Below are 24,284 nucleotides of genomic sequence, written 5' to 3' on the forward strand. Positions count from 1 at the left end.
CCCCGGCGCACGGAAGCGCCCACCCGCCCGGGCCACCCGGCGGCCGAAAACCACCCCTGGTCCGCACCCGCCGGGGCGGAGCCCGGCCGGCGGCCCTTCCGCGTGGACACGCGGCGGCTCACCAGGTGGGACGCGCGCTGGAGTTCGGCCCGCAGGGCACCGCTCGTCCGCGGGCTCCCGGCTCGGCGCGCCCTCTCCCCGCGCACCCGCGGCCGGTACGCGGAGGGCTGTGCACGAAGGGCGCACCGGGGCGCGAAGAGGCGCACACCCGGGCGCGCACCGCGGCCCGACCGGGGACGAACCGGACAGCCACCAGGCCGCGGCCCGCGCCGGGCATGCCGGTGGTGCCGCCGGGCGGGGCCGGCGGCACCACGGGGCGGAGCGGGCGGGTCAGTTCTGGCCGAGGTAGAAGCTCGGGTGCGGGGGCTGGTTGTACGCCGTGTTCTGCCAGGCGAGGGCCGTGCGGTACATCCGGTCCTGGAGCAGGGTGGTGAAGCGGTGGCCGGTCTCGATCGGGGTCGAGTAGATCCGCAGGGCGCTGTCGTCACTCGTCGGCCAGACGACCTCCTCGCGCCAGTCGCCGAGGATGTCGCCCGAGAGCGAAGGGGTCGCCTTGGTGCCGTTGTTGGAGTGGACGCCGGAGGCGGTCAGCAGCCGGGTGTCGCCGCCGGTGCCGTACTTGTCGATGCGGGTGCCGTCGAGGAGTTCGCGGGTGGTGTCGCCGTCCCACCAGGCGAGGAAGTTGACGGAGGAGGGCTCCCGGCCGCGGGTCGCGCCGGTGCGGTCGCGGATCGAGGTGTCGGCCGCCGACCACATCTCCGCGCCGGCGTTCCCGGCCCAGATGTCGCCCGCGACGCCGCGGCCGTTGTCGCTGCCGGTGCCCGTCTTCCAGCGGAAGGCGCCGTTCGACGGGTCGATGTACAGGGACGAGGGCTGCGAGGACGACTCGGAGACCTTGAAGTACTCCAGGCCCGGGTCGGCCGGGTCGAGGTCGGCGAGGTGCTGGGCGTCGCCGTGGCCCGTGCGCGTGGTCCACAGGCCGTGGCCGTTGTCGTCGACCGCCATCGCGCCGTAGACGATCTCGTCGCGGCCGTCGCCGTCGACGTCGCCGACGGACAGGCTGTGGCTGCCCTGGCCGTCGTAGCCCTTGCCGGCGTTGGTCGAGCTGTTGGTGTCGAAGGTCCAGCGGCGGGTGAGCCGGCCGTCCTTGAAGTCCCAGGCGGCGATGACCGTACGGGTGTAGTAGCCGCGGGCCATCACCAGCGAGGGGGTGCTGCCGTCGAGGTAGGCCGTACCGGCGAGGAAGCGGTCCACCCGGTTGCCGTAGTCGTCGCCCCAGCCGCTCACCGTGCCCCGGCCGGGCACGTAGTCCGCGGTCGACAGGGCGGCGCCGTCGGAGCCGCGGAACACGGTGAGGAACTCCGGCCCGCTCAGCACCCTCCCCTCGCCGTTGCGATGGTCGGCGGACGCGTTGCCGATGACGGTCCCGACACCGTCGCGGGTGCCGTCCGCCGTCTTCGTCGCGACCTCGGCGCGGCCGTCGCCGTCGTAGTCGTACACCTGGAACTGCGTGTAGTGCGCGCCCGACCGGATGTTGCGGCCGAGGTCGATGCGCCACAGCCGGGTGCCTTCGAGGGTGTAGCCGTCGAGGACGGTGTTGCCGGTGACGCCCGACTGGGAGTTGTCCTTGGAGTTGGTCGGGTCCCACTTGAGGACGAAGTCCAGGTCGCCGTCGCCGTCGAGGTCGCCCACGGAGGCGTCGTTCGCGGTGTAGGTGTAGCCGGAGCCGCCGGCGGGCTTGGAGATCGGCACGTCGAGGTAGCCGGCCCGGAACTGCACGGCGTGGGCGGAGAACTCCTGCTCCTGGCCGCCGACGACGGCCTTCACCCGGTAGTCGGCGTGCGCCGGGGCGTCCTTGTGGCGGAAGTTGGTGGAGCCGGTGATCGGGGCGTCGTTGACCTTGACGGTGCCCCGGTACACGTTGAACGCCACGCCGGCCGGGTCGCCGGACAGCAGGCGCCAGCTCACCAGGTTGTCCGCACCCTCGTGGATGCTGACGAGTCCGCGGTCCAGGTTCTCCGCCCGGACCGAGGGCCCCGGCGCGGTGGCGGCGTACGCGCCGCCCGACTGCGGACCGAACGACGGCAGCGCGGCGGCCGTGACGACGGCCAGGCCCGCGGCGACGACCGCGCGCAGCGGCCTCGGTGTACGGGACGGGCGCCTCGGGCGCCCGCCGGTTGGGTTGCGCACGTGTCCTCCTGACATGGGGGGGCGAGGTCAGTGGCCTCGTTCCTCTGTCAGTGGGCGCCGGGGGGAGGGAGGTTGCCGCCCGTTTCCCCCGGGTCTCCGGGATGTCTCCCGGGTGTTGCGGACAGGGTGCCGCCGCCCGGCTCCGGGTGTCCCGGGTGATGCGGGTGGTGCGGGTGATGTTGGTGGGGTGGTGCGGACGGGGTGCCGCGTCCGGCTCACGCGGGTCCGGGCGGGAGCGGCGGGTACAGTCCCGTCCGGACCAGGTCCCGACCAGGAGAGGTGTGCCCGCATGGCATCCGGCCCGCGCCCCGAGCGGGCGTTCCCCGCGCCCAACGGTCTCATCGGTGTCGGTGTCGTGGTGCCCGGCCCGGCGGGGCGGGTGCTGCTGGGGCTCGGGCACGACGGCCGCTGGGAGCTGCCCGGCGGCAAGGTCGACGCGGGCGAGGGCTTCGAACAGGCGGCGGTCCGTGAACTCGCCGAGGAGACCGGCCTGTCGGCGCGGCCGGACGATGTGCGCGTCGCCGCGGTGCTGGTCGACGCGACGGGCGGCATCCCCCGGGTGACGGCCGCCGCCCGGGTCGGGCGGGCCACGGGCACGCCCTCGGTCCGGGAGCCCGACAAGATCGCCCGCTGGGAGTGGTTCCCTCCGGACGCGCTGCCCGGCGCCCTCTTCGCCCCCTCGGCGGCGGTGCTGGCGAGCTGGTTCCCCGGGGCGGTCGCCCGGGACCCCGCGTTCCGCGGATACCCGGTGGCCGGCACGGACGGCACCTGACGCGCCCTTGGCCGGGGCAGCCTGGCCGCGTGGGGGCGCACATCCGGATGCGCCCTCCGTTTTTGGCTGCTTTTCGTCTCTCCTCCGGCGCCCCCGCACCCCCTAATGGTCCGCACAGTGATGTCAGTGAGGTCAGTGACATCGGACCTGACGGGGGACGGATGGACAGCACGCACACCCCCGGGGGCCCTGCCGCCCCCACCGCCGCACCGGCCGCCCGCGACGCCGCCACGCCCCGCGCCGCCACCGCCACCGCAGCCGTCGGGCGATGTCGTCATGCGCGTGGGCGCCAACCTGCTGTGGGTGGGCGAGGCGGCCTACCCGTTGCGCAACATCACCCGCGTCCACACCTTCGTCCTCGAACCGAAGCGTCTGGAGGCCTTCCTCGGCTTCCTCAAGTGGTTCGCGGTGACGGCGCTCTCGGCCCTGGTGCTCGCCGCCGCGAGCGAGGACTCCTCCACCGGGTCGGGCCAGACGGTGCTGGTGCTCGGCGGCGTCGTCGCGATCGGCCTCGTGGTGCAGCTGGTCAAGGAACTCGCCGCCCCGTCCCAGCACGTGCTGGAGGTGGAGACCTCCGGCGCCTCCACCGCCATGGTCACCCTGCCCGACCCGGCGCGGCTGCGCCGCCTGCTGGAGGCGCTCGTGCACGCCATCGAGCACCCGGAGGTCGAGTTCCAGATGCGGGTCGAGCGGGTGCTGGTGAATCCGAAGAACTACCACTTCGGCGACAACGTCAACATGTACGGCGGCATCAACAACACGGGGGTGAGCAAGTGAGCGAGGGCACCGGGCACCACTACGGCAGCAACGTCCACGGCGGCGACAACGTCAACATCTACGGCGGGAGCCACATCAATGGCATCGTCAAGCACCAGGCACCGGCGCCCGGGCTGACGGAGGCCCTCGCGCGGCTGGAGCAGCTCGTGGGCGAGCTGCGCGCACAGGTCGAGCCCGGCAGCGCGCGGGTCCTCGACAGCTCCCTCCCGGCGATCACCTCCGACGCCACGGCGCCAGCGACCCGGCGCGACGCCCTGGTGGCCGTCGCCACGATCGCGGCGACGGTGGGCGCGCTGGGGCAGCCGGTCGTGGACGCGGTGACCCAGGTGCTGGCGCTGCTCGGAATCGGCTGAGACCTCCTCTCCGGCGCGGCACCGGAGAGGGCTGAGACCTCCTGTCCGGCGTGCGGCACCGGAGGTGCGAAGCGGTGGATCGAGGCGCACCATCTGAAGTGGGGGACGTGTCGGACGGGGTCCGGGGCCCGGTTCAACTCGGCGACGGGGCAAGGGGTTCGGCCGTCCGTCGTGGCTCCCCGCGCGGTCCCTCGCAGCCATCACACCGTTCCACCGCCGAGGAGTCGCCATGCCCATGCTGCTCATCAAGGGCTTCTACCAGATCGAGGGATCGCAGCCGGACGGCGACACCGTCCACTTCACGGCGGACGACCCGGCCGAGTGGGGTCTGGTCGGCGGCGGGGGCGGCCGCGCGGTCGGGCACAGCGCGACCGGCCGCGCGAAGCTGCGCCTGGACGCGGTCGACGCGCTGGAGACGCACTACGGCCCCGGCCGCGTCCACCAGCCGCTGCGGTTCGCCCATGCCGCACGGGACGAACTGCTGAGCCGGCTCGGGTTCACCGATGTGCAACGCCGCCCTGACGAGACGGTGACCGCCACCACCCCCGCCACCGTGCCGGGCTTCGTCCTCACCCGGGGCTCCGACGTCCACGGCCGTTGCGTGGCCCTGGCCGGAGCCGGCACCGCGCCCGGCACCAGCGGGCTGGAGATCGACGTGGACGTGGCGACGCTGCGCACGACGGTGAACCACCAACTGATCGCGCAGGGGTTCGCCTACCCGACCTTCTACCGCAGCCTCTTCACCGGTCTGCGCACGGAGATGGCCGCCGCGGCCGTCGAGGCGCGGGCGGCCGGGCGGGGCCTGTGGGAGAGCGATGTGACCACGGACGGAGCGAAGATCACCGGCCTCGACTCGCTCACCGAGGACGTGGTGATCCTGCCCAAGCTGTTCCGCCGGCTGGTGGACCATCTGCGTCTCGGGCTGCCGCTCGCCTGCTTCCCCGCGTTCCTCGCCGGAGTCGGGGACCGGTACTCCGTGCTGTCCACGGGTGAGCGGCGCGCCGGTCTGCAGCACGTGGTGGAGACGGCGAACGGTCATACGGTGCGGATGACGCACCCGCCGGAGGACCTCCTCTTCGAGGACGCCTGACACGCCGGCGGCCCGGTCCGCCGGGGTGGGGCTCCCGACGGGCCGGGCCGTGGTGTCGTGGTGGGGCGTCTGTCGTGGTGGGGCGGTGCTGGAGGGCGCGTCCGCGGTGGGGCCGCGGGCGCGCGGGGCAGGTCAGCCGAACGTGACGTTCAGCCGGCCGTCGGAGGCGTACGACCAGCGCAGCGCACCCGCGTAGGCGGAGCACTTGGAGCCGTTGGTGCCGGTCCAGAACTGGTTGGAGCCGTCCGCGTTGCCGACGGTCTTGTCGTTGGAGCCGTCGCCGCTGCGGCACGAGACGTTGTTGCGGAAGACGGACGAGCCGTTGTCGAAGGAGAAGTTGCGCTCGGTGTTGTCGATGCTGATGTTGTCGGAGATCGTCATGCTGCCCAGGTTCCTGTTGTAGGTGAACCCGTGCTTGCCGTTGTCGTAGGCGATGTTGCGCCGGATGACGTGGTTGACGCCGATGTCCTCGCCGCCGAGCTTGTAGCCGTTGCGGTCGCCGCTGGAGTTCTGGGTGCCGTCGGAGAGGGTGCCGTTCTCGTAGGCGAGGGAGTCCTCGATGGTGACGGCGCCGATGGGGCCGGTGTCCGTCTTGGTGTACAGGTCCCAGCCGTCGTCGATGTTGTTGTGGGCGACGGCGTAGCGGAAGACGTTGCCCGGGCCGGAGGTCAGCTTGGCGGCGAAGCCGTCGGCGTCCTCGCCGTCGGAGTCGGCGTTGTCGTGCGACTCGGCGCTCAGGATCAGGTTGTTCGAGGGCCACTGGTCCTTGGGCGTGCTGGAGAGCATCCGGGAGAGCTGGAGCCCGGTGTCGCGGTTGTAGCGGGTGACCGTGCGCTCGAAGATGTTGTTGCTGCCTCCGACGAAGATGCCGTTGTCACCGGCGCGTTCGACGACGATGCCCTTGACGTGCCAGTACGAGCCGTTGACCGCGAGGCCGCGGTTGGCCGGGTCCTCGGTCTGGGCCGAGAAGTTCAGCACCGGGGTCTCCCCCGGGTAGGCGGACAGCTCGGTGCGGTCGGCCGCGGTGCCGTTGTTGCCCTGGGGGATGGTGACCGTCTGGGAGTGGCGGTAGGTGCCGCCGCGCAGATGGATCGTCCCGCCGGGGGTGATGCGGCTGATCGCCGAGGTGAGCGTGGTCGGGTCGGACAGCGTGCCGGCCGCCCCGTCGGTGCCGCCCGGGGCGACGTACAGCGCGGCGGAGGACGGCGGCGGCGTGGTGGTGCCGCCGCTGGTCTCGGCCTCCAGGTAGTCGATGTTGGCGAGGCCCGCCGAGGTGGTGGGGTTGAGCCGGACGGTGTTGCTTCCGGCCGCCACCGGCACGGTGACGGTCTTGGTGACCCAGGTGCTCCAGGCGCCGGTGCCCTCGAAGGACAGGGTGGCGACGGTGGTGCCGCCCACGACGACCGCGGCGGGGCGCGCGGTGGTGGTCCCGTTGGCGAAGCGCACGGTCAGGGTGGCGGTGCCGGCGGCCGGTGCGTTCACGGTGAACTGCACGTGGGCGCCCACCGCGTTGGTGGCGTTGCAGAACCCGCTGCCGGACCAGCCGGCCCACTCGGTCTCGACGGCGCCGGTGCAGATCGCCGGGGCCGTCTCGGCCTCGTAGCGCACGGTGGCGGCGTGCGCCGGTTGGACGGACACCACGGCTAGAGCACCTGCCAGCAGGCCGGTGCACGCGAGGGCGGCTCTCATGTGCATGGTTGGTCTCCATGTCGGTCGGCTCGGGCGGCCCGTCGGGCCGCTGATGGGGGGCGAGCACGGGGTGGGGCTGTGCTGCGCACGGTCCCGGCGCCGCGGTGGGCGCCTGTTCGGCGGAGTGAACGGGTGGGGCGCCCGTCGCCCCCCGCCGAGGACCGTGTGAACGGCGCTGGGTAAGCGCTTTCGTCGGGAACCTAGGGCTCTCCCGCCGGACCGTCAATGACTTGTACATGATTTGAGTTCATGGACATGAACTTTCTGACACCGTTTCGGACATCCGGCACGGCTCGGTCAGGACGGCCGGGCGGGGCCCCCGGCGGAAGCCCGGCCCGGCTCGGTCAGGGCGCCGGAGAGGGATCCCCGGGGAGGTCGTCGAGGCGGCCCGCGACCGCCGCGGCGATACGCTCCAGCACCTCGGCGACGGGGGCCGGCGCGGTGCTCCGGCCGTCCCGGAGACGGACGGCGGCGAGCCCGCCCGCCGCCTCCCGCGCACCGGCGACCATCCGGTAGGGCACCAGCCGCGCGGCCCGCACCCGCGCGCCGAGGGTGCCCGCCTCCGGGCCGTCGAGCCGGGCGCGCAGCCCGAGCTCCAGGCAGCGGGCCACCAGCCCCCGGGCGTACGGCAGTTGGGCGTCCGGCACCGGCAGGACCGCCAGTTGCACCGGGGCCAGCCAGGCGGGGAACGCTCCCCCGTGCTGTTCGAGGAGATGCGCGACCGCACGCTCCACACTGCCGACGACACTGCGGTGGATCATCACGGGCCGGTGCTTCGCCCCGTCCGGTCCGGTGTAGTGCAGGCCGAACCGCGCGGGCTGGTGGAAGTCGATCTGCACGGTGGACAGGGTGGCCTCACGGCCGGCGTGATCGGTGATCTGCACATCGATCTTGGGCCCGTAGAACGCCGCCTCGCCCTCCACCGCCTCGTACGGCAGACCCGCGCGGTCGAGCACCTCGGTGAGCAGCGCAGTGGCTCGGCTCCACATCTCGGGGGCGTCGACGTACTTGCCGCCCGGCCCGGGAAGGGAGAGCCGGTAGCGGGCCGCGGTGATCCCGAGCGCCGCGTAGGCGTCCCGGATCAGAGCGAGCGCGGCCGCCGCCTCGCCGGCCACCTGGTCGAGGGTGCAGAAGACGTGCGCGTCGTTGAGCTGGATCGCCCGGACCCGGGTCAGCCCGCCGAGCACCCCGGACAGCTCGGCGCGGTACATGCCGCCGAGTTCGGCCATCCGCAGGGGAAGTTCCCGGTAACTGCGGCCCCGCGAGCGGTAGATGAGGGCGTGGTGCGGACACAGGCTCGGCCGCAGCACGACCTGCTCACCACCGAGGTCCATCGGCGGGAACATGTCCTCGCTGTAGTGGTCCCAGTGGCCGGAGATCTCGTACAGCTCCCGTTTCCCGAGCACCGGCGAGTACACGTGCCGGTAGCCGGCCCGCCGCTCGGCCTCCCGGATGTACTCCTCCAGCGCGTGCCGCACGACGGCCCCGTCCGGCAGCCAGTACGGCAGCCCGGCCCCCATCAGCGGATCGGTGTCGAACAGACCGAGCTCCCGCCCGACCTTCCGGTGGTCGTACCGGGGACGCCCCCCGGGCGCGGGGTCTTCGGCAAAGGCCTCGGGGACGGGGTTTCCGGCCGCGGCATCCTCGGGTTCGGAATTGCCGCTCGAGGCATCGGAGTTGGGGCCTTCGGCCGCGGCACCCTCGGGCTCGGGTCCCCCGGCAGGGTCCTGTGCGGCGCGGGCGGGACGGGCTGCGTGCATGGTCGGTCCTCGTGGTCGTGGGACGAGCGACCGCAGCACGAAGCCCCGGGGCACTCGCCCCGGGGCTTCGGATCAGGCATCGATCAGCGCGCCGGGACACTCCTCGGCGTCGTCGTCATCGCAGCGCGCTTCATGTGCCGGAGGCTAGCAGCGGACCCGGCGGCCCCCGCAAGGGGATTTCCGCGGGCGTGACAGCGGGCGAGCCCGGGGCCGAACGGCCCCCTAGGCTGCGCCCCATGACGACCCATGAGCGCGAGATCACCGAGCCCGTCGACCTGTGCCGTGCGGACGGGAGGCTGGAGGCGGAGGCCGTGGGGTGGTCGCGGCGGCCGTTGCACCGGACGGGGATGCGCGGCTGGGGGCGCGGCAAGCGGTGGGAGTACTGGTGTGTGACGACGCCGACGCATCTGGTGGCGCTGACCGTGAGCGACCTCGACTTCCTGGCGCTGCACACCGTGTACGTGCTGGAGTACGGCGCCGGGGGGCTGGAGTTCGAGCGGACCGCGATCGTGCCCGGCGGCTTCGGGGTGGCGCTGCCCGACGCGGTGGCCGGGGCCCCGGGGACCGCGCCGGTGGTGGTCGGGCCGGCGCGGCCGGTGCGGGGGCAGGTGCGGGTGGAGATCCGGTCCGAGGGGGCCGGGACACGGTTGCGGGCGCGCTGTCTGACGCCGGGCGGGCGGCTGCCGGTGGAGGTCGATCTCCTGGTGGGGATGGATGAGGGGCACGAGACGCTGTCGGTGGTGGTGCCCTGGAGCGAGCGGCGCTTCCAGTACACCTCCAAGCAGACGGCGCGGCCCGCGTCGGGGACGGTGCGGGTCGGGGAGCGGGTGCTGGAGTTCGGGGAGGACGCCTGGGGCACCCTCGACCACGGGCGCGGCCGGTGGCCGCGCTCGGTGGACTGGAACTGGGGCGCCGGCTCGGGCCGGACGGACGGCCGCACGGTGGGGCTCCAGTTCGGCGGGGGCTGGACGCGGGGCACCGGGAGCACGGAGAACGCGCTGTGCGTGGACGGCCGGCTCAGCAAGATCGGGGACGAACTGGAGTGGGACTGGTCCCCCGCCGACCATCTCGCCCCGTGGCGGGTGCGCACCCCCGGCGGGGACGCGGTGGACCTGGTGTTCACCCCGTTCCACAACCGCTCCACCCGGACCGAGGCGGTCCTGATCGCCAACCGCACCGACCAGTGCTTCGGCCACTGGTCGGGCACGGTCCGCACGGACGATGGCGAACGGATCGCCGTGGACGGGCTGCTGGGATGGGCCGAGGACGTCCATATGCGCTGGTAGAGGCGACGGGCGCGGGAGCCGGGCACGACGCGGGTCGTCCCACATGGTGATACGGGCTGACTGAACCATGAGATGTCTGAGATCGTCAGCAGACCCGTGCCCCACGCACGGATCTCGTACAGGGAGGCTCCGCCCGCGGCGGCCGGTCTCCGCACCGCGTGAACGAACGTGAAAGACCGAGACATGCCCGCACCATCCACCGGCCAGGCGCCCGCCCCCGTCAACTCGCGGTCACGCGTGCTCGTCGCGAGCCTCATCGGCACGACGATCGAGTTCTACGACTTCTACATCTACGCGACCGCCGCCGTCCTGGTGTTCCCCACGCTCTTCTTCCCGAGCAGCGACCCGACCACGGCGCTGCTCTCCTCCTTCGCCGTCTTCGGGGCCGCGATGGTCGCCCGTCCGATCGGCGCCATCGTCTTCGGGCACCTCGGCGACCGGATAGGGCGCAAGGCCACGCTGGTGGCCTCGCTGCTGACCATGGGCGTCGCGACCTTCCTCATCGGCGTGCTGCCCACCTACGAGCAGGCCGGATGGATCGCCACCGCGCTGCTGGTGCTGATGCGGCTCGCCCAGGGCTTCGCCATCGGCGGCGAGTGGAGCGGAGCCGCCCTGGTCGCGACGGAGAACGCGCCGAGCGGCAAGCGCGCGCTGTACGGCACCTTCCCGCAGCTCGGCGCCCCGCTGGGCTTCATCATCGGCAACGGTCTCTTCCTGCTCATCGGCGCCCTGCTGCCGTCCGCCGCGGGCGCCGACCCCTCGCAGCCCTCCGAGGCGTTCCTGGAGTGGGGCTGGCGGGTGCCGTTCCTGTTCTCCGCGGTGATGGTCGCGATCGGCCTGTGGGTGCGGATGCGCCTGGTCGAGTCGACGGTCTTCTCCCGGACGCGCGAGGCCGGGCTGGTGCGCAAGCTGCCGCTGGCCACCGCGTTCCGCAGCCACTGGCGGCAGCTGATCCTCGGCACGTTCTTCATGCTGGCCACGTACGTGCTCTTCTATCTGATGACCACGTTCTCGCTGAGCTACGGCCGCACCGCGACGGACGCCGCCGTGCCCGGTCTCGGGTACAGCTACACCACGTTCGTGCTGATGATGATCTTCGGCGTGCTGTTCTTCGCCGCGTTCACCCTGATCTCCGGCCCGCTCGCCGACAAGTACGGCCGCCGCGCCACGCTGATCGCGGTCACCGCCGCGATCGTGGTCTTCGGCCTGCTGTGGGTGCCGCTGACCGGCATGGGCACCCTGGGCGTGGTCCTGTGGCTGGTGCTCGGCTTCACGCTGATGGGCATGACCTTCGGCCCGATGGGCGCCCTGCTGCCGGAGCTGTTCCCGACGAGCGTGCGCTACACCGGGTCGGGCATCTCCTACAACGTCAGCTCCATCCTCGGCGCGGCCGTCGCCCCGTTCGTCGCCGTGGCCCTGTGGGAGGCCGGCGACGGCTCGCCGTGGCTGGTCGGCGTCTACCTCTCCGCGATGGCCCTGCTGACGCTGGTCGCCCTGCTGCTGGGCAAGGAGACGAAGGGCGTCGCCCTCGACGGGGGCGAGACGCCCGAGGCCCCGGAGCAGGACACCGCCGCGGACGCCTCCCCCGCCGTCCCCGCGTCCCGCTGAACCCCGTCGCCGCCGGTCCTCCGCCCCGGGGTGCGGAGGACCGGCGGCGACGTGTGCGCGGGGGCGCCGCCCGCGCAGTGCGCGGCCGCGGGTCCGCACGAGGAGACCGGCAGCCGGAACGCGGGCGGCCCCGCCGCGCTCACCCGGCCGCGGTGGCCGCCACCTCGTCGAGGGCCCATTCGAGGGACCGCGTCCACAGCACTGCCAGGCGCTCGGCGTCGTGGGCCTCCATCGCGCCGAGGGCGTAGCGGAAGGCTGCCTTGAGCCCGGCGGCGGTGTCCGAGACCTCCGCCATCAGTTCCAGGCCCGTCTCCGTCAGATGGAGCGGGACGTCGGCCACCTCCAGGCCCTCCAGTGCCCAGTTCGCGTCCACCTGCATGGCGGTGGGGACGAAGACGATCTGCCAGATCGGGTTGCGGCGCGCGGCGGTGACCGCGGGGTCGCGGAACTCCTCGGTGAGGAGGGCGACCGGGTGGTCGCGGTGTCCCAGGGCCGCTCGGACGGCCTGCTTGCAGTCGTCGACCAGCCGCCACGGGTCCGCGTCGGCGGGGGTGCGCGAGCGCAGCGGCACGAGGTTCTGGAAGAAGCCGACCGTCTCGAAGTCCTCCACCGTGCCACGGGTGTCGGCGGGTGCCACCACGAGGATGTCGTCCTCGTCGGCGAACTGCTTCATCGCGCGGAAGAAGGAGGCCAGCAGCAGCTCGAACCGGGTGCACCTGAGCCGGCGGACGAGGCCGTCGATCTCGTGGCGGCGGTCCCCGAGGAGGTCGAACTCGTGGCTGCCGGCGCGGAAGGCGGCAGGGTCGGCGACCGGGTCGGGGCTCGGCAGCACACGAGGCGGCAGGGGGTCGAGCGCCGCCAGCAGGACCGGCACCTCGCGGGCCGGCGGGAAGTCGCCGCGGATGCGGGCGGGGTCGTAGGGCACGGCGGGGCCGAGCTTGTGCCCGTCGCCCTGGTAGAGGAGGGCCAGTTCCTCCTGGAGCATCGCCTTGGAGCGCTCGTCGACGGCGATGTGGTCGAAGATCAACAGCAGCGAGAAGAGTTCGGGTGCGCGGCGGTACACCACGGCCCGCATCATGCTCTGGCGGTCGGGGTCGGAGAAGCGCTTCTCCTCGTCCCTGAGAGCGCGTTGGACGTGCTCCGCGGCCGCCCGGTCGTCGAGTACGCCGTTCAGCGGGCGTACCTCCACCACGTCGTCGGCGGGCCCCTCGTGCACCACTGCCACCACGCGCCCGTCGAGCTCCGCGTAGGTGGTGCGCAGGATGGAGTGGCGTGCGACCAGCTCCCGCAGGGCGGTGGTGAGGCGGGGGAGGTCCAGGGCGCCGCGGATCACGAGGTGGTTGGCCACCATCAAGTGGGGCGGGCGCCCCGGGATGCGCCGCATGCCGATCAGGCGTTCCTCGGGGAGGGACACGGGGCGGACGGCCGCCCAGCCAGCGCGGCGGGCGGCCGGAGTCCCGGCGGCGCCGGCAGGGGCGGACGGCTGACGCGGCGGCAGGGGGCGCAGCCCGCACTCCTCGGTCAGGCGGGGTACGTCGATCTCCAGTTTGGCGGTGCGGGGAAGGCGCTCCACCACGCGCAGGACGGTCGGCACCATGTACAGCGGCAGCACGGCCGCGAGGCGGCTCCGGCAGGCCGCGGCGGTGACCTCGCTGGACTCGACGACCGCGCCGAGGGTGATCCCGCCGTCCGCCGCCCCGGTCGGGTAGACGTGGCAGTCCGTCACACCGCCGACGCCCCGCACGGCGGCGGTGACCTCGGCCAGGTCGACCCGGGCTCCGTGGATCTTGAACTCGTTGTCCTGCCGGCCCACCCAGTGCAGCAGCCCGTCCTCGTCGAGCCGGCCGAAGTCACCCGACCGGTATGCCACTTCGCCTGCGGTGACGTCGGTCGGGACGAAGCGGCCGGGGACCTCTCCGGCCAGGACGCGGGTGGTCCGCGCCGCGATGCCGCCGATCAGGATCTCGCCGACCACGCCGGTGGGCACCGGCCGCAGCGCGGAGTCGACGACCGTCAGGGTGGTGCGGTCGACGGGCCGGCCGACGGGTACCGTCGAGCACCGCTCGTGCTCCTCGCCGCAGACCAGCCAGGACACGTCGATGCAGCACTCGGCGGGCCCGTACTGGTTCAGCACCGTCGCGTTCGGCAGCGCGGCCCGCGCCTTCGCCAGCGTCGCGCCGGACAGGGGGGCTCCGCCGGAGAACACCCGGCGCAGGCCGGGGCAGCCTCCCGACGAGGCGGCCAGGTCGCTGAACTCGTCGAGCATGCGGGGGAAGAAGTGGACGGCCGTGGCTCCCTCGTCCTCGCAGCGGCCCAGCAGAGTCTCCGCACTCGCCGCCTCGAAGGCGGTGGTGAGGACCAGGCGGGGGCCGAAGCAGAGGGCGGCGGTCACCTCCCAGACGTAGAAGTCGAAGCTGGGGCGGGAGGTCGACAGCAGCACGTCGTCCGGACCGAGCGGGTAGGCGCCCTGTCCCCACCGCAGGCGGTTCTCCAGCGCCGCGCCGTCCACGCGCAGCACCTTGGGCTCGCCGGTGGTGCCGCTGGTCTGCACGCAGTAGCCGCCCGGGGTGAACGAGGGCTCGAACGGGATGTCGCCGGCGCCGGGCCCGTACGCCGTGCGCACCGGAACGACCGCCGTCGCGGTGCGGGCGAGTTCCTCCTGGTGGCCCCCGGGCGCGTCGGTGTCCAGGACCAGGCAGCTAGGCCGGAGCACGTCGAGGAAGCGCGCGGCGCGGGCGGGCGGGGCGTCGAGGTCGATCAGCGCGAAGTCGGCCCCGGAGTACACCACGGCGGCCAGCGCGACCACCTGTTCCACGTTCTGCGGGAGGGCGATCGCCACGGTGTGGCCGGGCCCCGCGCCCTGTGCCCGCAGGGCCGCCGCCAGCCGTGCCGCGGCCGCGTGCAGCGTGGCCCCGTCCAGGGAGCGGCCGTCCGCACCGGTCACGGCGGGCCCGTCGCCCCGGCGCAGGAGCGAGCTGTGCATCAACGATCCGATCATCGGCTTTCCTTGTTCTCCTGAGTCGTGGCGAGGGAGGACTCGGAACCGCGCGCGTAGGCGCGCCGCTGGGCCCCGTACAGCTCCCGGTAGAGGGGATGGGCGAGCAGGTCCTCGTGCGGGCCGACGGCGAGCACTCTTCCCCGGTCCAGCAGGATCACCTCGTCCACCTCCCGCACCATCGAGAGCCGGTGGGTGACGACGACGGCGACCCCCGAGGCGGCGCGGGCCGTGCGGCGCGCCCAGGCGGCGAGGTCGGACAGCAGCCGGTCCTCGGCGAGCGGGTCGACGGCCGAGGTGGGCTCGTCGAACATCAGCAGGCCGACGCCGTCCGGCAGCAGCCCCCGGGCCACGGCGATCCGCTGCCACTGGCCGCCGGAGAGCTCCGTGCCGTCCGGGAAGGAGCGTCCGAGCCGGGTTCCGTCCTCCAGCCGTCCCTGGTCGAGGAGTTCGGCCAGGCCGGAGTCCCGGTAGGCGCGAGCGCGGTCCGAGGCGGTGGCGTCCTCGGATCCGAGGGCGACACTGTCGGCGAGCGCGAACTCGAAGCGGGCGAAGTCCTGGGAGACCAGGGAGGCCGCGCCGCGCCGGCGCGGATCGACGCACGGTCCGCCCTCGACCGTCCCGGAGGCGGGCGGCAGGAGTCCGGCGAGCACCTGGACGAGAGTGCTCTTGCCACTGCCGTTCGCACCGACCAGGGCGTACACCCGGCCCGGCCGGAGCGTGAGGTCGACCGCGTCCAGGGCGGGGGCGCCGGCCCCGGGGTAGCGGAAGGTCGCACCGCGCAGGGTGATACCGCTCCGGGCCCCGGCCGGCGCGGCGGGGAGCTCGGTCTCCTCCAGCCGCCCGCGCGTCTCCAGCAGGAGCCGGGTGACCCGCAGGGAGTCGGAGAGGGCGGACGCGTACCGGATCAGGGCTCCGGTCAGCGCCGTGACGCTGGACAGCAGCAGCAGGGCGGCCAGACCCGTGACCACGGACGTCGAGCCGTCGCGCAGGGAGCCGGTGAGCGCGGCGATGCCGGCGCCGTACGCCGCCGCCAGCACCAGGGCGCCCAGCGCCGACCAGGCGAACCCGGCCCAGGCACCGCGTGCGCGGATCCGCTCGGACGCGCGGCCGTGGGCGTGGTGCCGGGCGAGGGTGAACGCGCGGCCGCCGGTCAGCCGCAGCTCGTCGCGGTGGTCGGGGTCGGTGCCCAGGGCGAAGTACTCGGCCCGCAGCCGGGCCGCCTCCGCTGCCGCCTCCCGGCCGCGCTGCCGGGCGTGTTCGGCCCTCAGGGTGCACGCGTAGGAGACGGCCGAGGCGGCCGGCACCAGCAGCAGCCAGCCCGTGGCGAAGGCGGCGACGGTGACGGTGCAGCCCAGCCGCAGCAGCGTGCCGGCGATCAGCCCGGTGACGTCGGCGCCCTCGGTCAGCCGGGGCCGCTCGGCGCGGACGACCTCCAGCGTGTCGAGGAGTGCGGGGTCGTGGTAGTGCTCCAACGTCCGCCGGTGGTGCAGCAGTTGCTGGAGCTCGCCGTCGACCAGACGTCCGGTGCGGTCGACCATCCGGGCCGAGATCGCCAGGGAGGTCTTGGCGGACGCCAGTTGGACGACCAGCGCCGCGCACGCGCCCGAAGCCAGCGCGAGTGCCGTGCCGAGGTCCCGCTCCAGCAGCGCGGCGAGCATCCCGGCGAGCCCCAGTGCGAACAGCACGGTGGCCAGCGGCCGGAGGGTGAACAGCACGAGGGTCGCCCAGGCTCCGCGGCGGTCAGCCCGGAAGGACAGTCCGAGGAACAACGCGAAGGGGCGCTCAGGGCGCCGGCTACGCCCCGGACGCCCGGCGGGCGGGCCGTCCCCCGAGCCGGGATCCGCTCCGGTGGCCGTCTCCTCAGCGGCCGTCTGCTCAGCGGTCGTCTGCTCAGAGGTCGTCTTCTCAGCGGCCGTCTTCTCAGTGGTCATAGCGCCTCGCCTGGGCCGTGAACATCTGCGCGTAGCGACCTGGCCGCCGCATCAGCGAGGCGTGGTCGCCCCTCTCCCGGATGTGTCCGTCGGCGAGTACCAGGATCTCGTCGGCGTCCTTCACCCCGGAGAGCCGGTGGGAGACCATCACCATGGTGCTGCCCGGTCCGGTCAGCGCGCCGGCCTCGCCGAAGAAGCGCGCCTCCGCCTGGGCGTCGAGAGCGGCCGTCGGCTCGTCGAGGACCAGGACGCGGCAGGTCTCCGGATCGAGCGCCTGCACCGCGCGGGCCGTGGCCACCCGCTGCCACTGCCCCCCGGACAGGCCCGCCCCGCCGCGTACGCCTTGGGCCAGCAGGGGCGAGGGCTCCTCCTGCGGGACGAGGCCGGCCACCAGGGCGCGGGCCGCGGGCCGCACGGGCACGGTGCGCGCCGTCAGGGTGACGTTCTGGTCCAGCGTCGCGGGATAGCGGACGAAGTGCTGCCCGAGGAAGGCGAAGGCGGGGGCGGGCCGTTCCTCGGGCGGGCCGAGGGGCTCGCCGTCGCAGGTGATGGAGCCCGCGTCGGGGCGGAGCACACCGGTGAGCAGCCGGACCAGGGTGGATTTGCCCGCACCGTTGAGGCCCACGACCGCCAGGCTGCGCCCGAGGCGTACCTCGAAGCTGAGGTTCTCGAAGACCGGATCGCCGCCGGGGTAGCGGAACGACACGTTCTCGAAGCGGATCACACTGCCCTCGCCCGGCACCGGCCGCCCCGCGGAGGCGGACGCGGGCCCGGAGGGACGCTCGGGCGGGTGCTCGGGCGGGTGCTCGCCCGGAGGCGTCCGCCGTGTCCGTCCCCGCAGCACGCCGGCCTCCCTGACCTGTGCGAAGAGGGCCACCGCCAGGCCGGAGTGGACGACGTTCATGGTGACCGCGAAGACGCCGGTGAGGGCGGTGAGGGCGGCCACACCGACCGCAAGCCCGCCGGCGTCCAGCAGGCCGTCGGCCGAGCGGCGGGCGAGGTCGGCCAGCAGCAGCACCCCGGACAGGAGGACCGCCGCGTACGCCACGCGCAGCGGACGCGCGGTGCGCGAGGAGACCTCGCCGTGTTCGGTGGCCGCCTCCTGGTAGCGGCGCACGATCCAGTCCGCGGCGCCGAACACCTTGATCTCGCGCGCGGCGGCCGGGTCGAAGGCGAGCGAGAGCAGGTGGCGGGGCCGCCGGGTGGAGTCGGCCACCGAGTAGGCGCGCGCCTGTTCCCGGTCGTAGTCGGCCTCCAGCAGCAGCGCGCAGACCAGGAAGCACACCACCGCCACCGCCCCCGTCGGCGGGGCGAGGGCGACGAGCAGACAGCCGGCCAGAACCGCCTGTCCACGGGTCAGGAGGTGCTGGCAGGTCGCCACCACCAGGTGGCGCACCGGCCCGGTGTCGCGCAGCCGCTCCACCAGTTCGCGCACCGGGGCGTCGGCGCCGGTGCGGGCGTCGACGAGGGCCTCGATCGCGGCCCGCTCGACAGCCCCTTCGAGCACACCGCCGTACAGGTCGGAGACGGTCGCCACCAGCAGCGTCGCCAGCTGCCCGACGAGGAAGACGACGACCAGGGCTGCCACCACCGGTGCGATCGCCGCCGTGCCCGAGGCCCCCGGCAGCGCGGCACCGACCAGCAGGCCGGTGCACCAGGCGGAGGCCGCGGGCGCGGCGGCCGCGACCAGCAGGGCCGCGGCCGTGCCCAGTGTCCAGCCAGGGGCCACCCGCGCCCCCACCGCCAGGGGCGTCAGCCGCAGCCGGTCGGTCCAGACGCGTCGCTCGCCGCTCACCCGGCCCTCCAGTCGCGTATCGCGGCGGCCGTCGCCGCCGGGTCGTCCTGGTGGAACATGTGTCCTCCCTTGACCTCCACGCAGGTCAGCCGGGTGACGTGGGGGGTCCAGTGGCGCCGCGCGTCGAGCGGGCAGACGGGGTCGTCGGTGCCCAGGAGCAGCAGCACGGGAGTCTTCTCCAGCCGGCCGTCGACCCGGTGTCCCTCGTACACCCGCAGGTCCCGGCGCAGCCGGGGTGCGAAGGCGGCGAACACCTCCCGGTCGGCGGGCGAGGGGCGCCGGCCCCGGACCACGTCGAAGGACCAGTCGAGGAGTTCGTCGTCGGTGCAGGTCTGCGGGGAGATCCGGGCGGCCGGGCGGACGGCGCCCCCCGGCACGCAGGCGCCCATCACCAGGGCCGCGGCCGGCGTGCCGCGCCGTTCGAGGCGCACCGCGGTCTCGAACGCGACCAGTCCGCCGAGGCTGTGCCCGTACAGGCAGGCGTCCTCGAATCCGGCGTCCGCGCATCCGGCGTCCTCTCGCGAGCGGAGCCAGCCGTCGACGAACTCCCCCACGCTCGCGGGCGGCCCGGCCCCTTCCACGGCCTGGGGGTAGTCGACGGGATGGAAGCGGTCGGGGGCGATCTCGCGGGCCAGCGGGCGGAGTTGGTGGGAGAGCCCGCCGCTGTGGGGGAAGCAGTACAGGCCGGTCATGAACCCGTGCCGCCGCCCGCCACGCGCCCGGTGATCTCGTCGATCATCTCGTCGACGCTGCTGAACATCAGCATGTCGATGACGTCCAGCTCGACTCCCCAGCGGGAGGCGATCACCTTGCCGACGGCGAGCAGGTCCACGGAGTCCAGTCCCAGTTCGACCGCGCCCAGGCTGCCGGCCGCCTCGGGGTCGGGCCGGTCGGCGGCGATCCGGTCCAGGACCAGTTCCAGCACCTCGCGCCGGACGGTCCCCGCGTCGGCGGGGTGCCCCGGCGCGGTGGCCGTCTCCACGCGGGCGGTGGCGGTGGACGCGGCGGAACCCGGTCCGCCGTCCACCGCGCCGTCCACCGGGCCGGACGCCGGGGCGGCGGACGCGGGCCGGTCACGACGGGGAACGGTCACCGCGCGGTCGGAGACCACGGCGTGCACGCTGGTCCCGCTGGCACCGAAACAGCTGATGCCGACGCGGACGAGGCCGTCGGGGCCCGGGACCAGTTCCGTCGGTGCGGCCGAGGGACGCGCGACGCCGCCGGACAGGGCGTCGGGGGTGCGGGTGAAGTTGACCGTACCCGGCATGGATCCGCGTCGCAGTCCGAGCAGCACGTTCACCAGGGAGGCGACGCCCGCCGCGGTGTCCAGGTGACCGAGCGCGGGCTTGACGGATCCCACGGGCAGGGGCGTCGCGCGGTCGGCGAACACCTCGTTCAGGACGGAGAGTTCGACCAGGTCGCCGACGGGAGTGCCGGTGCCGTGGGCCTCCAGGTGGGCCAGGTCGTCCGGTCGGGCCCCGGCATCGCGCAGCGCACCGCGCAGGACGCGCAGTTGACCGTCGTAGGCGGGGGCGGTGTAGCTGGCGCGGGCCGACCCGTCGCTGCCCATGTGGATGCCCTCGACGACGCCGTGGACGCGGTCGCCGTCACGAACCGCGTCGTCGAGGCGCTTGAGCACGAACACGCCGCCGCCGCTGCCGCCGACCGTGCCGTTCGCCTCGGCGTCGAAGGCGCGGCAGACGCCGTCGGGGGAAAGGATGCCGCCGCGCTCGTAGCGGTAGCCACGGACCCGGGGGAAGTACAGGGAGGCCGCCCCCGCGAGAGCCAGGCCGACCCGGCCCGACCTGAGCAGGAGGCAGGCGTACTCGACGGAGGCGAGCGCGGTGGAGCAGGCGGTCTGCACGTTGACGGCCGGCCCGGTCAGCCCGAGCCGGTAGGCCACCCGGCCCACCGTGTGGTCGCTCGCGTTGCCGACGAGGATCTCCGGAGGGACCGACTCCTCCAGCAGCGCGGTGTCGTGCCGCAGGTGTTCGGTGAAATGGCTCGACAGTCCGTTGCCCGCGTACAAACCCATGCCGACGCCGCCGACGCACGCCACCTCCCGCCCGGACACCTCGCGCAGCGGGATGCCGGCGTCCTCCAGTGCCGCCACCGCGCAGTCCAGGAAGAGGAGTTGCTGCGGGTCGGTGACGAGCCGCTCGCGCGCGGAGAGCATGTCGATGTGCTTGGCACCCTCGACCGTCCAGCCGGTCGACGCCGAGCGGGGCACGTAGTCGGGCCGGTCCGCCTCCGCCGGAGCGACGCCCTGCTCCAGCAGTTCCTCGCGGCTGTGGGTCCGCACCGCGCTGCGCCCGGTGGTCAGGAAGTCGTCCAGGTCGTCCAGGCTGTCGCCGCCCGGCAGGTGCGCGGCGTAGCCGATGACGGCGACGGGCCCGTTCATCGTCCTCCTCCGCCGCCCGTGGTGGCGGGCCGGGCTGCCGCGCGGGCGTGCAGCGCACCGGCGAGGGCGGTGACGCTGGGATAGCGCATCATGTCCACGAGCGTGATCTCCTGTTTCTCCTCGCGCGCGATGCGCTTGGCCAGCAGCGGCAGGTCGACGGAGGTCAGTCCGAGGTCGAACCAGTTGTCCTCCGGGCTCGCTTCGAGGCCGGGCAGCACCTCACGGGTGAGGCGCAGCAGCCGGGCGGTGAGGTCCTCGCCGTCGCCCGCGGCCGTCCCGGCGTGGGACGGGGCGAGGGCGGGGTCGGCGGCAGGCCGGCTGGCGGGCGCGTCGGCGGGGGCGGCGGGCCGGGGAGCGGGCGCTTCGGCGAGGCGTACCCGCAGGCGGCGGGCCCCCTCCTCGTTGACGTACCGGTTGCGGGGCGCGACGCCCAGCAGCAGGGACGGCGGCCGGCCGGGCGTGGTGAGCACGCCGACGAGTTCCTGGAGGGCGACGGTCCGGATGCCGGAGAGGGTCGCGACGTCCTCGCCGCCGGTGAGGTGCTCGGCCCCTTCCACCCGGGAGCAGGAGATGACGGTGACCTCGCCGCCGGTCAGCGCGGCCCGGGCCTCGGCAGCGCTGCAGGCCGCCGCGTAGTGGGGCACACCCGCGCCGCCGAGGTGGGCGTTGACGGAGGACAGGACGGTCACGCTCGCACCCGTCTCCCGCGCGACCGCCAGGGTGCGGGCCAGGCCGTCGGTCTTGGGACCGAGGATCTCGGAGGGCGTCGAGGCGCCGGCGACTCCGGGCGGGCCAGCCAGGTGGACGAGGTGCACGGGGCCGTCGTCGGTGTCGCGCAGCGCGTGGCGCAACGCCTCCTGGCCGGCGTCGGTGGTGATGTCGCAGAGGAGGTCGGCGTCGGGGCCGCGGCCGGCCACCGTCACCCGGTGGCCGCGGGCCGCGAGCAGGCCGGCGAGGGCCCGGCCGAGCCGGCCGGTGCCACCGATCAGCACCTGGTGTGCGGGCGGGGCCGAGCCCGGCGGCAGAGCGAGGGGTTCCAGGACGCGCGTCCAGGTCGTCCCGTCGCCGTCCAGGAAGCGGTCCCGCAGGTCGGTGACGCCGACGGCTCCCGCCACGGCGTCCCGGCCGGCCCCGGGGGCGGCCCACAGGGTGCGGACGTTGGCGAATCCGCGTTCGGCGAGGTGCGCGCGGATCCACCCGGCCAGCGGGTGCGAGGCAGGCCCCGGGGTGCCGCCCCGGCTCTCCTCGCGGACCAGGACGGTGACCAGCGCCGTCCTGGGCAGCCGTTCGCACAGGGCGGTCAGCCAGGGGCCCCAGCGGTCGCACCGGGCCTGCAGGTCGGCGGAGGTGACCAGCGCCGTGCCGGGGCCCAGCCCCTTGCCGTGCAGGACGATGCCGCGGGCGTCCGGGGAACCGCCTTGCGGCGCCTCGGCCGGGTCGGCGGCGTCCGGTCCCAGGATGCGGAAGGGGGCGGGCGGACCGGTCCGTTCGGCGGGCTCCTGGCGCCGCCAGACGATGCGTGAGGCCCGCACCGATCCGGCCGGGGCGGTCGCGGGGGCGGGGTCCGGGCCGCCCGCGTCCTCGGCGAGGAAACGCTGGACGAGCTGCTTCTTGCGCACCTTGCCGATGCCGGTGCGCTCGATGTCGGCGGGGTCGACGACCAGGACCCGCCGCACGCCCAGCCGGAGACCGGCCAGCAGGTGGTCGCGCACGGCCTGGGGAAGGGCCGCCGGGTCGCCGCCCTCGGCGGCGGCGCAGAAGACGACGAGTTCCTCGGTGCCCGAGCTCCGGGCGCGGTGCCCGACGGCGACGGCGGTGCCGGGGACGACGCCCGGGGCGCCCTCGACGCAGGTCTCGATGTCCGCGGCGTTCCAGTTGACGCCGTTGATGATGATGCGCCCCTCGTCCCGGCCGGAGATGTGCAGGCCGTCCTCGGCGATCCAGCCGAGGTCGCCGGTGCGGAACCAGCCCTGCGCGTCGGGGTCCGCCGCACCGGCGCCGACCGCGTACCGCTCCAGGACGGACGGCCCGCGCACCTCGACCCGGCCGATGAGCGGCCCGTCGGCCGCCTGCTCCTCCAGTGGCACGACGCGGATCTCGACGCCGGGCAGCGGGAAGCCCACCGAGGGCACGCCGGGTTCGGCGGTGCGCGCGTCGAGGTGGGTGTGGTACGTGACGCCCGAGCAGGTCTCCGTCATGCCCCAGGCGGGGGCCACGACGCCCCGTGGCAGGCCGAACGCGGCGAGCCGCTCCTCGAACTCCCGGACGTCGCCGACCGACACGGCCTCGCCGCCGTTGAGGTAGAAGCGCAGGCAGGCCAGGTCGTAGGACGCCCCGTCGGCCAGGGCCGCGGTCGCGGTGCGGGAGAGCAGTTTGAGAGCGAAGTTCGGCGACCAGGTGGCGGTGACCCGGTGGGCGTCCACCAGGCGGAACCACTCCTCGGGGTCGGAGAGGATCCGTCCGGGGGCGACGGTGATGTGCTCGGCGCCGATGTAGGCGTCCCGCACCAGGTTCATCATGATGCCGCCGACGTGCGACAGCGGCATCCAGTTGAGCCCGACGTCGTTCCCGTCCAGGCCGTTCATCCAGCTCGATCCGGCGGCCACGCTCAGCAGTGCGGCGTGGCGCTGCGCGATGACCTTGGGGCGTCCCGTGCTGCCGGAGGTCATGAACGAGACGGTGCGCGCCGGGTCGCCGGAGAGCGGGTGGCCCTCGGCCCAGGCGGCGCGCCGCCCGGCCAGGTCCGCGGGGGGCTCCTCCCCGTCGGCGGCGAAGGCGTCGCAGCGGGTGACCGGGGTACCCGGGCCGGCCACCCGCCCCCAGACGGCGGCGTCGTAGTCGGGGGCGTCCCGGTGGGTGACGACCAGGTGGAAGCCGTACTCCTCCTGGAGACGGGTCGTCCAGGCGCGGATCTCCGGCTCGGGCGCCGTGAGGAGTTCCGCGGGGACGAGGACGGGATCGAGGTCGGCCATCACACAGGACCAGAAGGCGAGCAGCGTCGCCGACGGTTCGACGGTGGCGAGCAGCACACGTCCCGAGGACGTGCCGGCGGCGTCCCGCAGCCGGTCGCCGGTCACCAGGGCGAGGTCGCGCAACCGGGCCCAGGACAGGTGCAGTTCGCTGCCGTCGGAGTCGACGGTCCGGATGCCCCGGCCTGCTTCGGCGGCCCGGGTGAGGGTGTGGCCGAGGGTCACCAGGCGTTGCCGGTGCTCGTCGGCGGCCTCGGCGGGCGGGCCGACGAGCGCGATGATCCCGGTCTGGCGCCCCGCGCGCGGCGCGGCGGCGCCCGGCCACTCCCGCGGTGCGGGGAGTTCCTCCACCTCGACGGGGGCCAGCCGGGCGAGCCGGCGCCGCAGTTCGGCGGCGGGCTCGTCCCGCTCGAGTTCCACGTCGAGGAACGGTCCCGCGCCCGGGGTGTCGCCGCGGGTGAACCGCCGTACCCGGATGTCGCGGTCAAGGGCCTCGGCCAGCAGGCCGAGGCCGGGTGTGTCGTCGTGTCGCATGCTCATCCCGTGTCCGGCGGCTTGGGGTCGTCGAGGGTGTGTGTCCGGCGGCTTGGGTCGTCGGGGGTGCG

Annotated in this window: 15 protein-coding genes; 6 read left to right on the forward strand and 9 right to left on the reverse strand. The window is 74.2% G+C overall.

Translation table 11 applies throughout. The features are described from left to right. Positions 1–390: 390 nt before the first annotated feature. Complete coding sequence (locus JE024_RS05520; RefSeq protein ID WP_205372502.1) at positions 391–2,265, reverse strand: rhamnogalacturonan lyase; 1,875 nt, start codon at positions 2,263–2,265, stop codon at positions 391–393. A gap of 274 nt (positions 2,266–2,539) precedes the next feature. On the opposite strand from JE024_RS05520, the gene JE024_RS05525 reads away from it, so the two are divergent. The 4 genes from JE024_RS05525 (at position 2,540) to JE024_RS05540 (ending at position 5,242) form a co-directional block, all read left to right on the forward strand. Next, positions 2,540–3,022, forward strand: a complete 483-nt coding sequence (locus JE024_RS05525; RefSeq protein ID WP_205372503.1) for a nucleotide triphosphate diphosphatase NUDT15 — start codon at positions 2,540–2,542, stop codon at positions 3,020–3,022. A 276-nt stretch (positions 3,023–3,298) separates the two neighbouring features. Then, on the forward strand, positions 3,299–3,799 hold the full coding sequence (locus JE024_RS05530; protein ID WP_205372504.1) for a DUF6232 family protein: 501 nt from the start codon (positions 3,299–3,301) through the stop codon (positions 3,797–3,799). After that, the gene (locus JE024_RS05535; protein WP_205372505.1) at positions 3,796–4,152 is read left to right on the forward strand and encodes a hypothetical protein; all 357 of its coding nucleotides are present in this window, start codon (positions 3,796–3,798) and stop codon (positions 4,150–4,152) included. The genes JE024_RS05530 and JE024_RS05535 overlap by 4 nt, the downstream gene beginning before the upstream one ends. Positions 4,153–4,381: 229 nt before the next feature. Beyond that, the gene (locus JE024_RS05540) at positions 4,382–5,242 is read left to right on the forward strand and encodes a thermonuclease family protein (RefSeq protein ID WP_205372506.1); all 861 of its coding nucleotides are present in this window, start codon (positions 4,382–4,384) and stop codon (positions 5,240–5,242) included. Positions 5,243–5,374: 132 nt separating this feature from the next. Here JE024_RS05540 and JE024_RS05545 read toward each other — a convergent pair whose 3' ends face one another. Both JE024_RS05545 and thrS read right to left on the reverse strand, forming a co-directional pair. Continuing rightward, a complete protein-coding gene (locus JE024_RS05545; protein ID WP_205372507.1) occupies positions 5,375–6,937 on the reverse strand; it encodes a right-handed parallel beta-helix repeat-containing protein in 1,563 nt (520 codons plus the stop codon). Between the two features lie 338 nt (positions 6,938–7,275). Further along, positions 7,276–8,451: a threonine--tRNA ligase gene (gene thrS / locus JE024_RS05550; RefSeq protein WP_244883128.1), complete on the reverse strand. Its 1,176-nt coding sequence runs from the start codon at positions 8,449–8,451 to the stop codon at positions 7,276–7,278. A gap of 476 nt (positions 8,452–8,927) precedes the next feature. Between thrS and JE024_RS05555 the strand changes: the two genes are divergently transcribed. Beyond that, a complete protein-coding gene (locus JE024_RS05555) occupies positions 8,928–9,977 on the forward strand; it encodes a DUF2804 domain-containing protein (RefSeq protein WP_205372509.1) in 1,050 nt (349 codons plus the stop codon). A 183-nt stretch (positions 9,978–10,160) separates the two neighbouring features. After that, positions 10,161–11,585, forward strand: a complete 1,425-nt coding sequence (locus JE024_RS05560; RefSeq protein ID WP_205372510.1) for an MFS transporter — start codon at positions 10,161–10,163, stop codon at positions 11,583–11,585. A gap of 139 nt (positions 11,586–11,724) precedes the next feature. On the opposite strand, the gene JE024_RS05565 is transcribed toward JE024_RS05560, so the two are convergent. The 6 genes from JE024_RS05565 to JE024_RS05590 all read right to left on the reverse strand — a co-directional run bounded on the left by JE024_RS05565 (position 11,725) and on the right by JE024_RS05590 (position 24,219). Next, positions 11,725–14,583, reverse strand: a complete 2,859-nt coding sequence (locus JE024_RS05565; protein WP_205372511.1) for an AMP-binding protein — start codon at positions 14,581–14,583, stop codon at positions 11,725–11,727. Next, positions 14,580–16,298, reverse strand: coding sequence for an ATP-binding cassette domain-containing protein (locus tag JE024_RS05570; protein WP_205372512.1), 1,719 nt, complete (start codon positions 16,296–16,298; stop codon positions 14,580–14,582). Before JE024_RS05570 ends, JE024_RS05565 begins: the two co-directional genes overlap by 4 nt. 205 nt (positions 16,299–16,503) lie before the next feature. Further along, positions 16,504–18,309: an ATP-binding cassette domain-containing protein gene (locus tag JE024_RS05575; protein WP_205372513.1), complete on the reverse strand. Its 1,806-nt coding sequence runs from the start codon at positions 18,307–18,309 to the stop codon at positions 16,504–16,506. Continuing rightward, the gene (locus tag JE024_RS05580; RefSeq protein ID WP_205372514.1) at positions 18,306–19,001 is read right to left on the reverse strand and encodes a thioesterase II family protein; all 696 of its coding nucleotides are present in this window, start codon (positions 18,999–19,001) and stop codon (positions 18,306–18,308) included. The genes JE024_RS05575 and JE024_RS05580 overlap by 4 nt, the downstream gene beginning before the upstream one ends. After that, complete coding sequence (locus JE024_RS05585; protein WP_205372515.1) at positions 18,998–20,710, reverse strand: beta-ketoacyl [acyl carrier protein] synthase domain-containing protein; 1,713 nt, start codon at positions 20,708–20,710, stop codon at positions 18,998–19,000. Before JE024_RS05585 ends, JE024_RS05580 begins: the two co-directional genes overlap by 4 nt. Continuing rightward, positions 20,707–24,219, reverse strand: coding sequence for an AMP-binding protein (locus JE024_RS05590; protein ID WP_205372516.1), 3,513 nt, complete (start codon positions 24,217–24,219; stop codon positions 20,707–20,709). Before JE024_RS05590 ends, JE024_RS05585 begins: the two co-directional genes overlap by 4 nt. Positions 24,220–24,284: the final 65 nt, after the last annotated feature.

The organism is Streptomyces zhihengii (assembly GCF_016919245.1).
GTDB lineage: Bacteria > Actinomycetota > Actinomycetes > Streptomycetales > Streptomycetaceae > Streptomyces > Streptomyces zhihengii.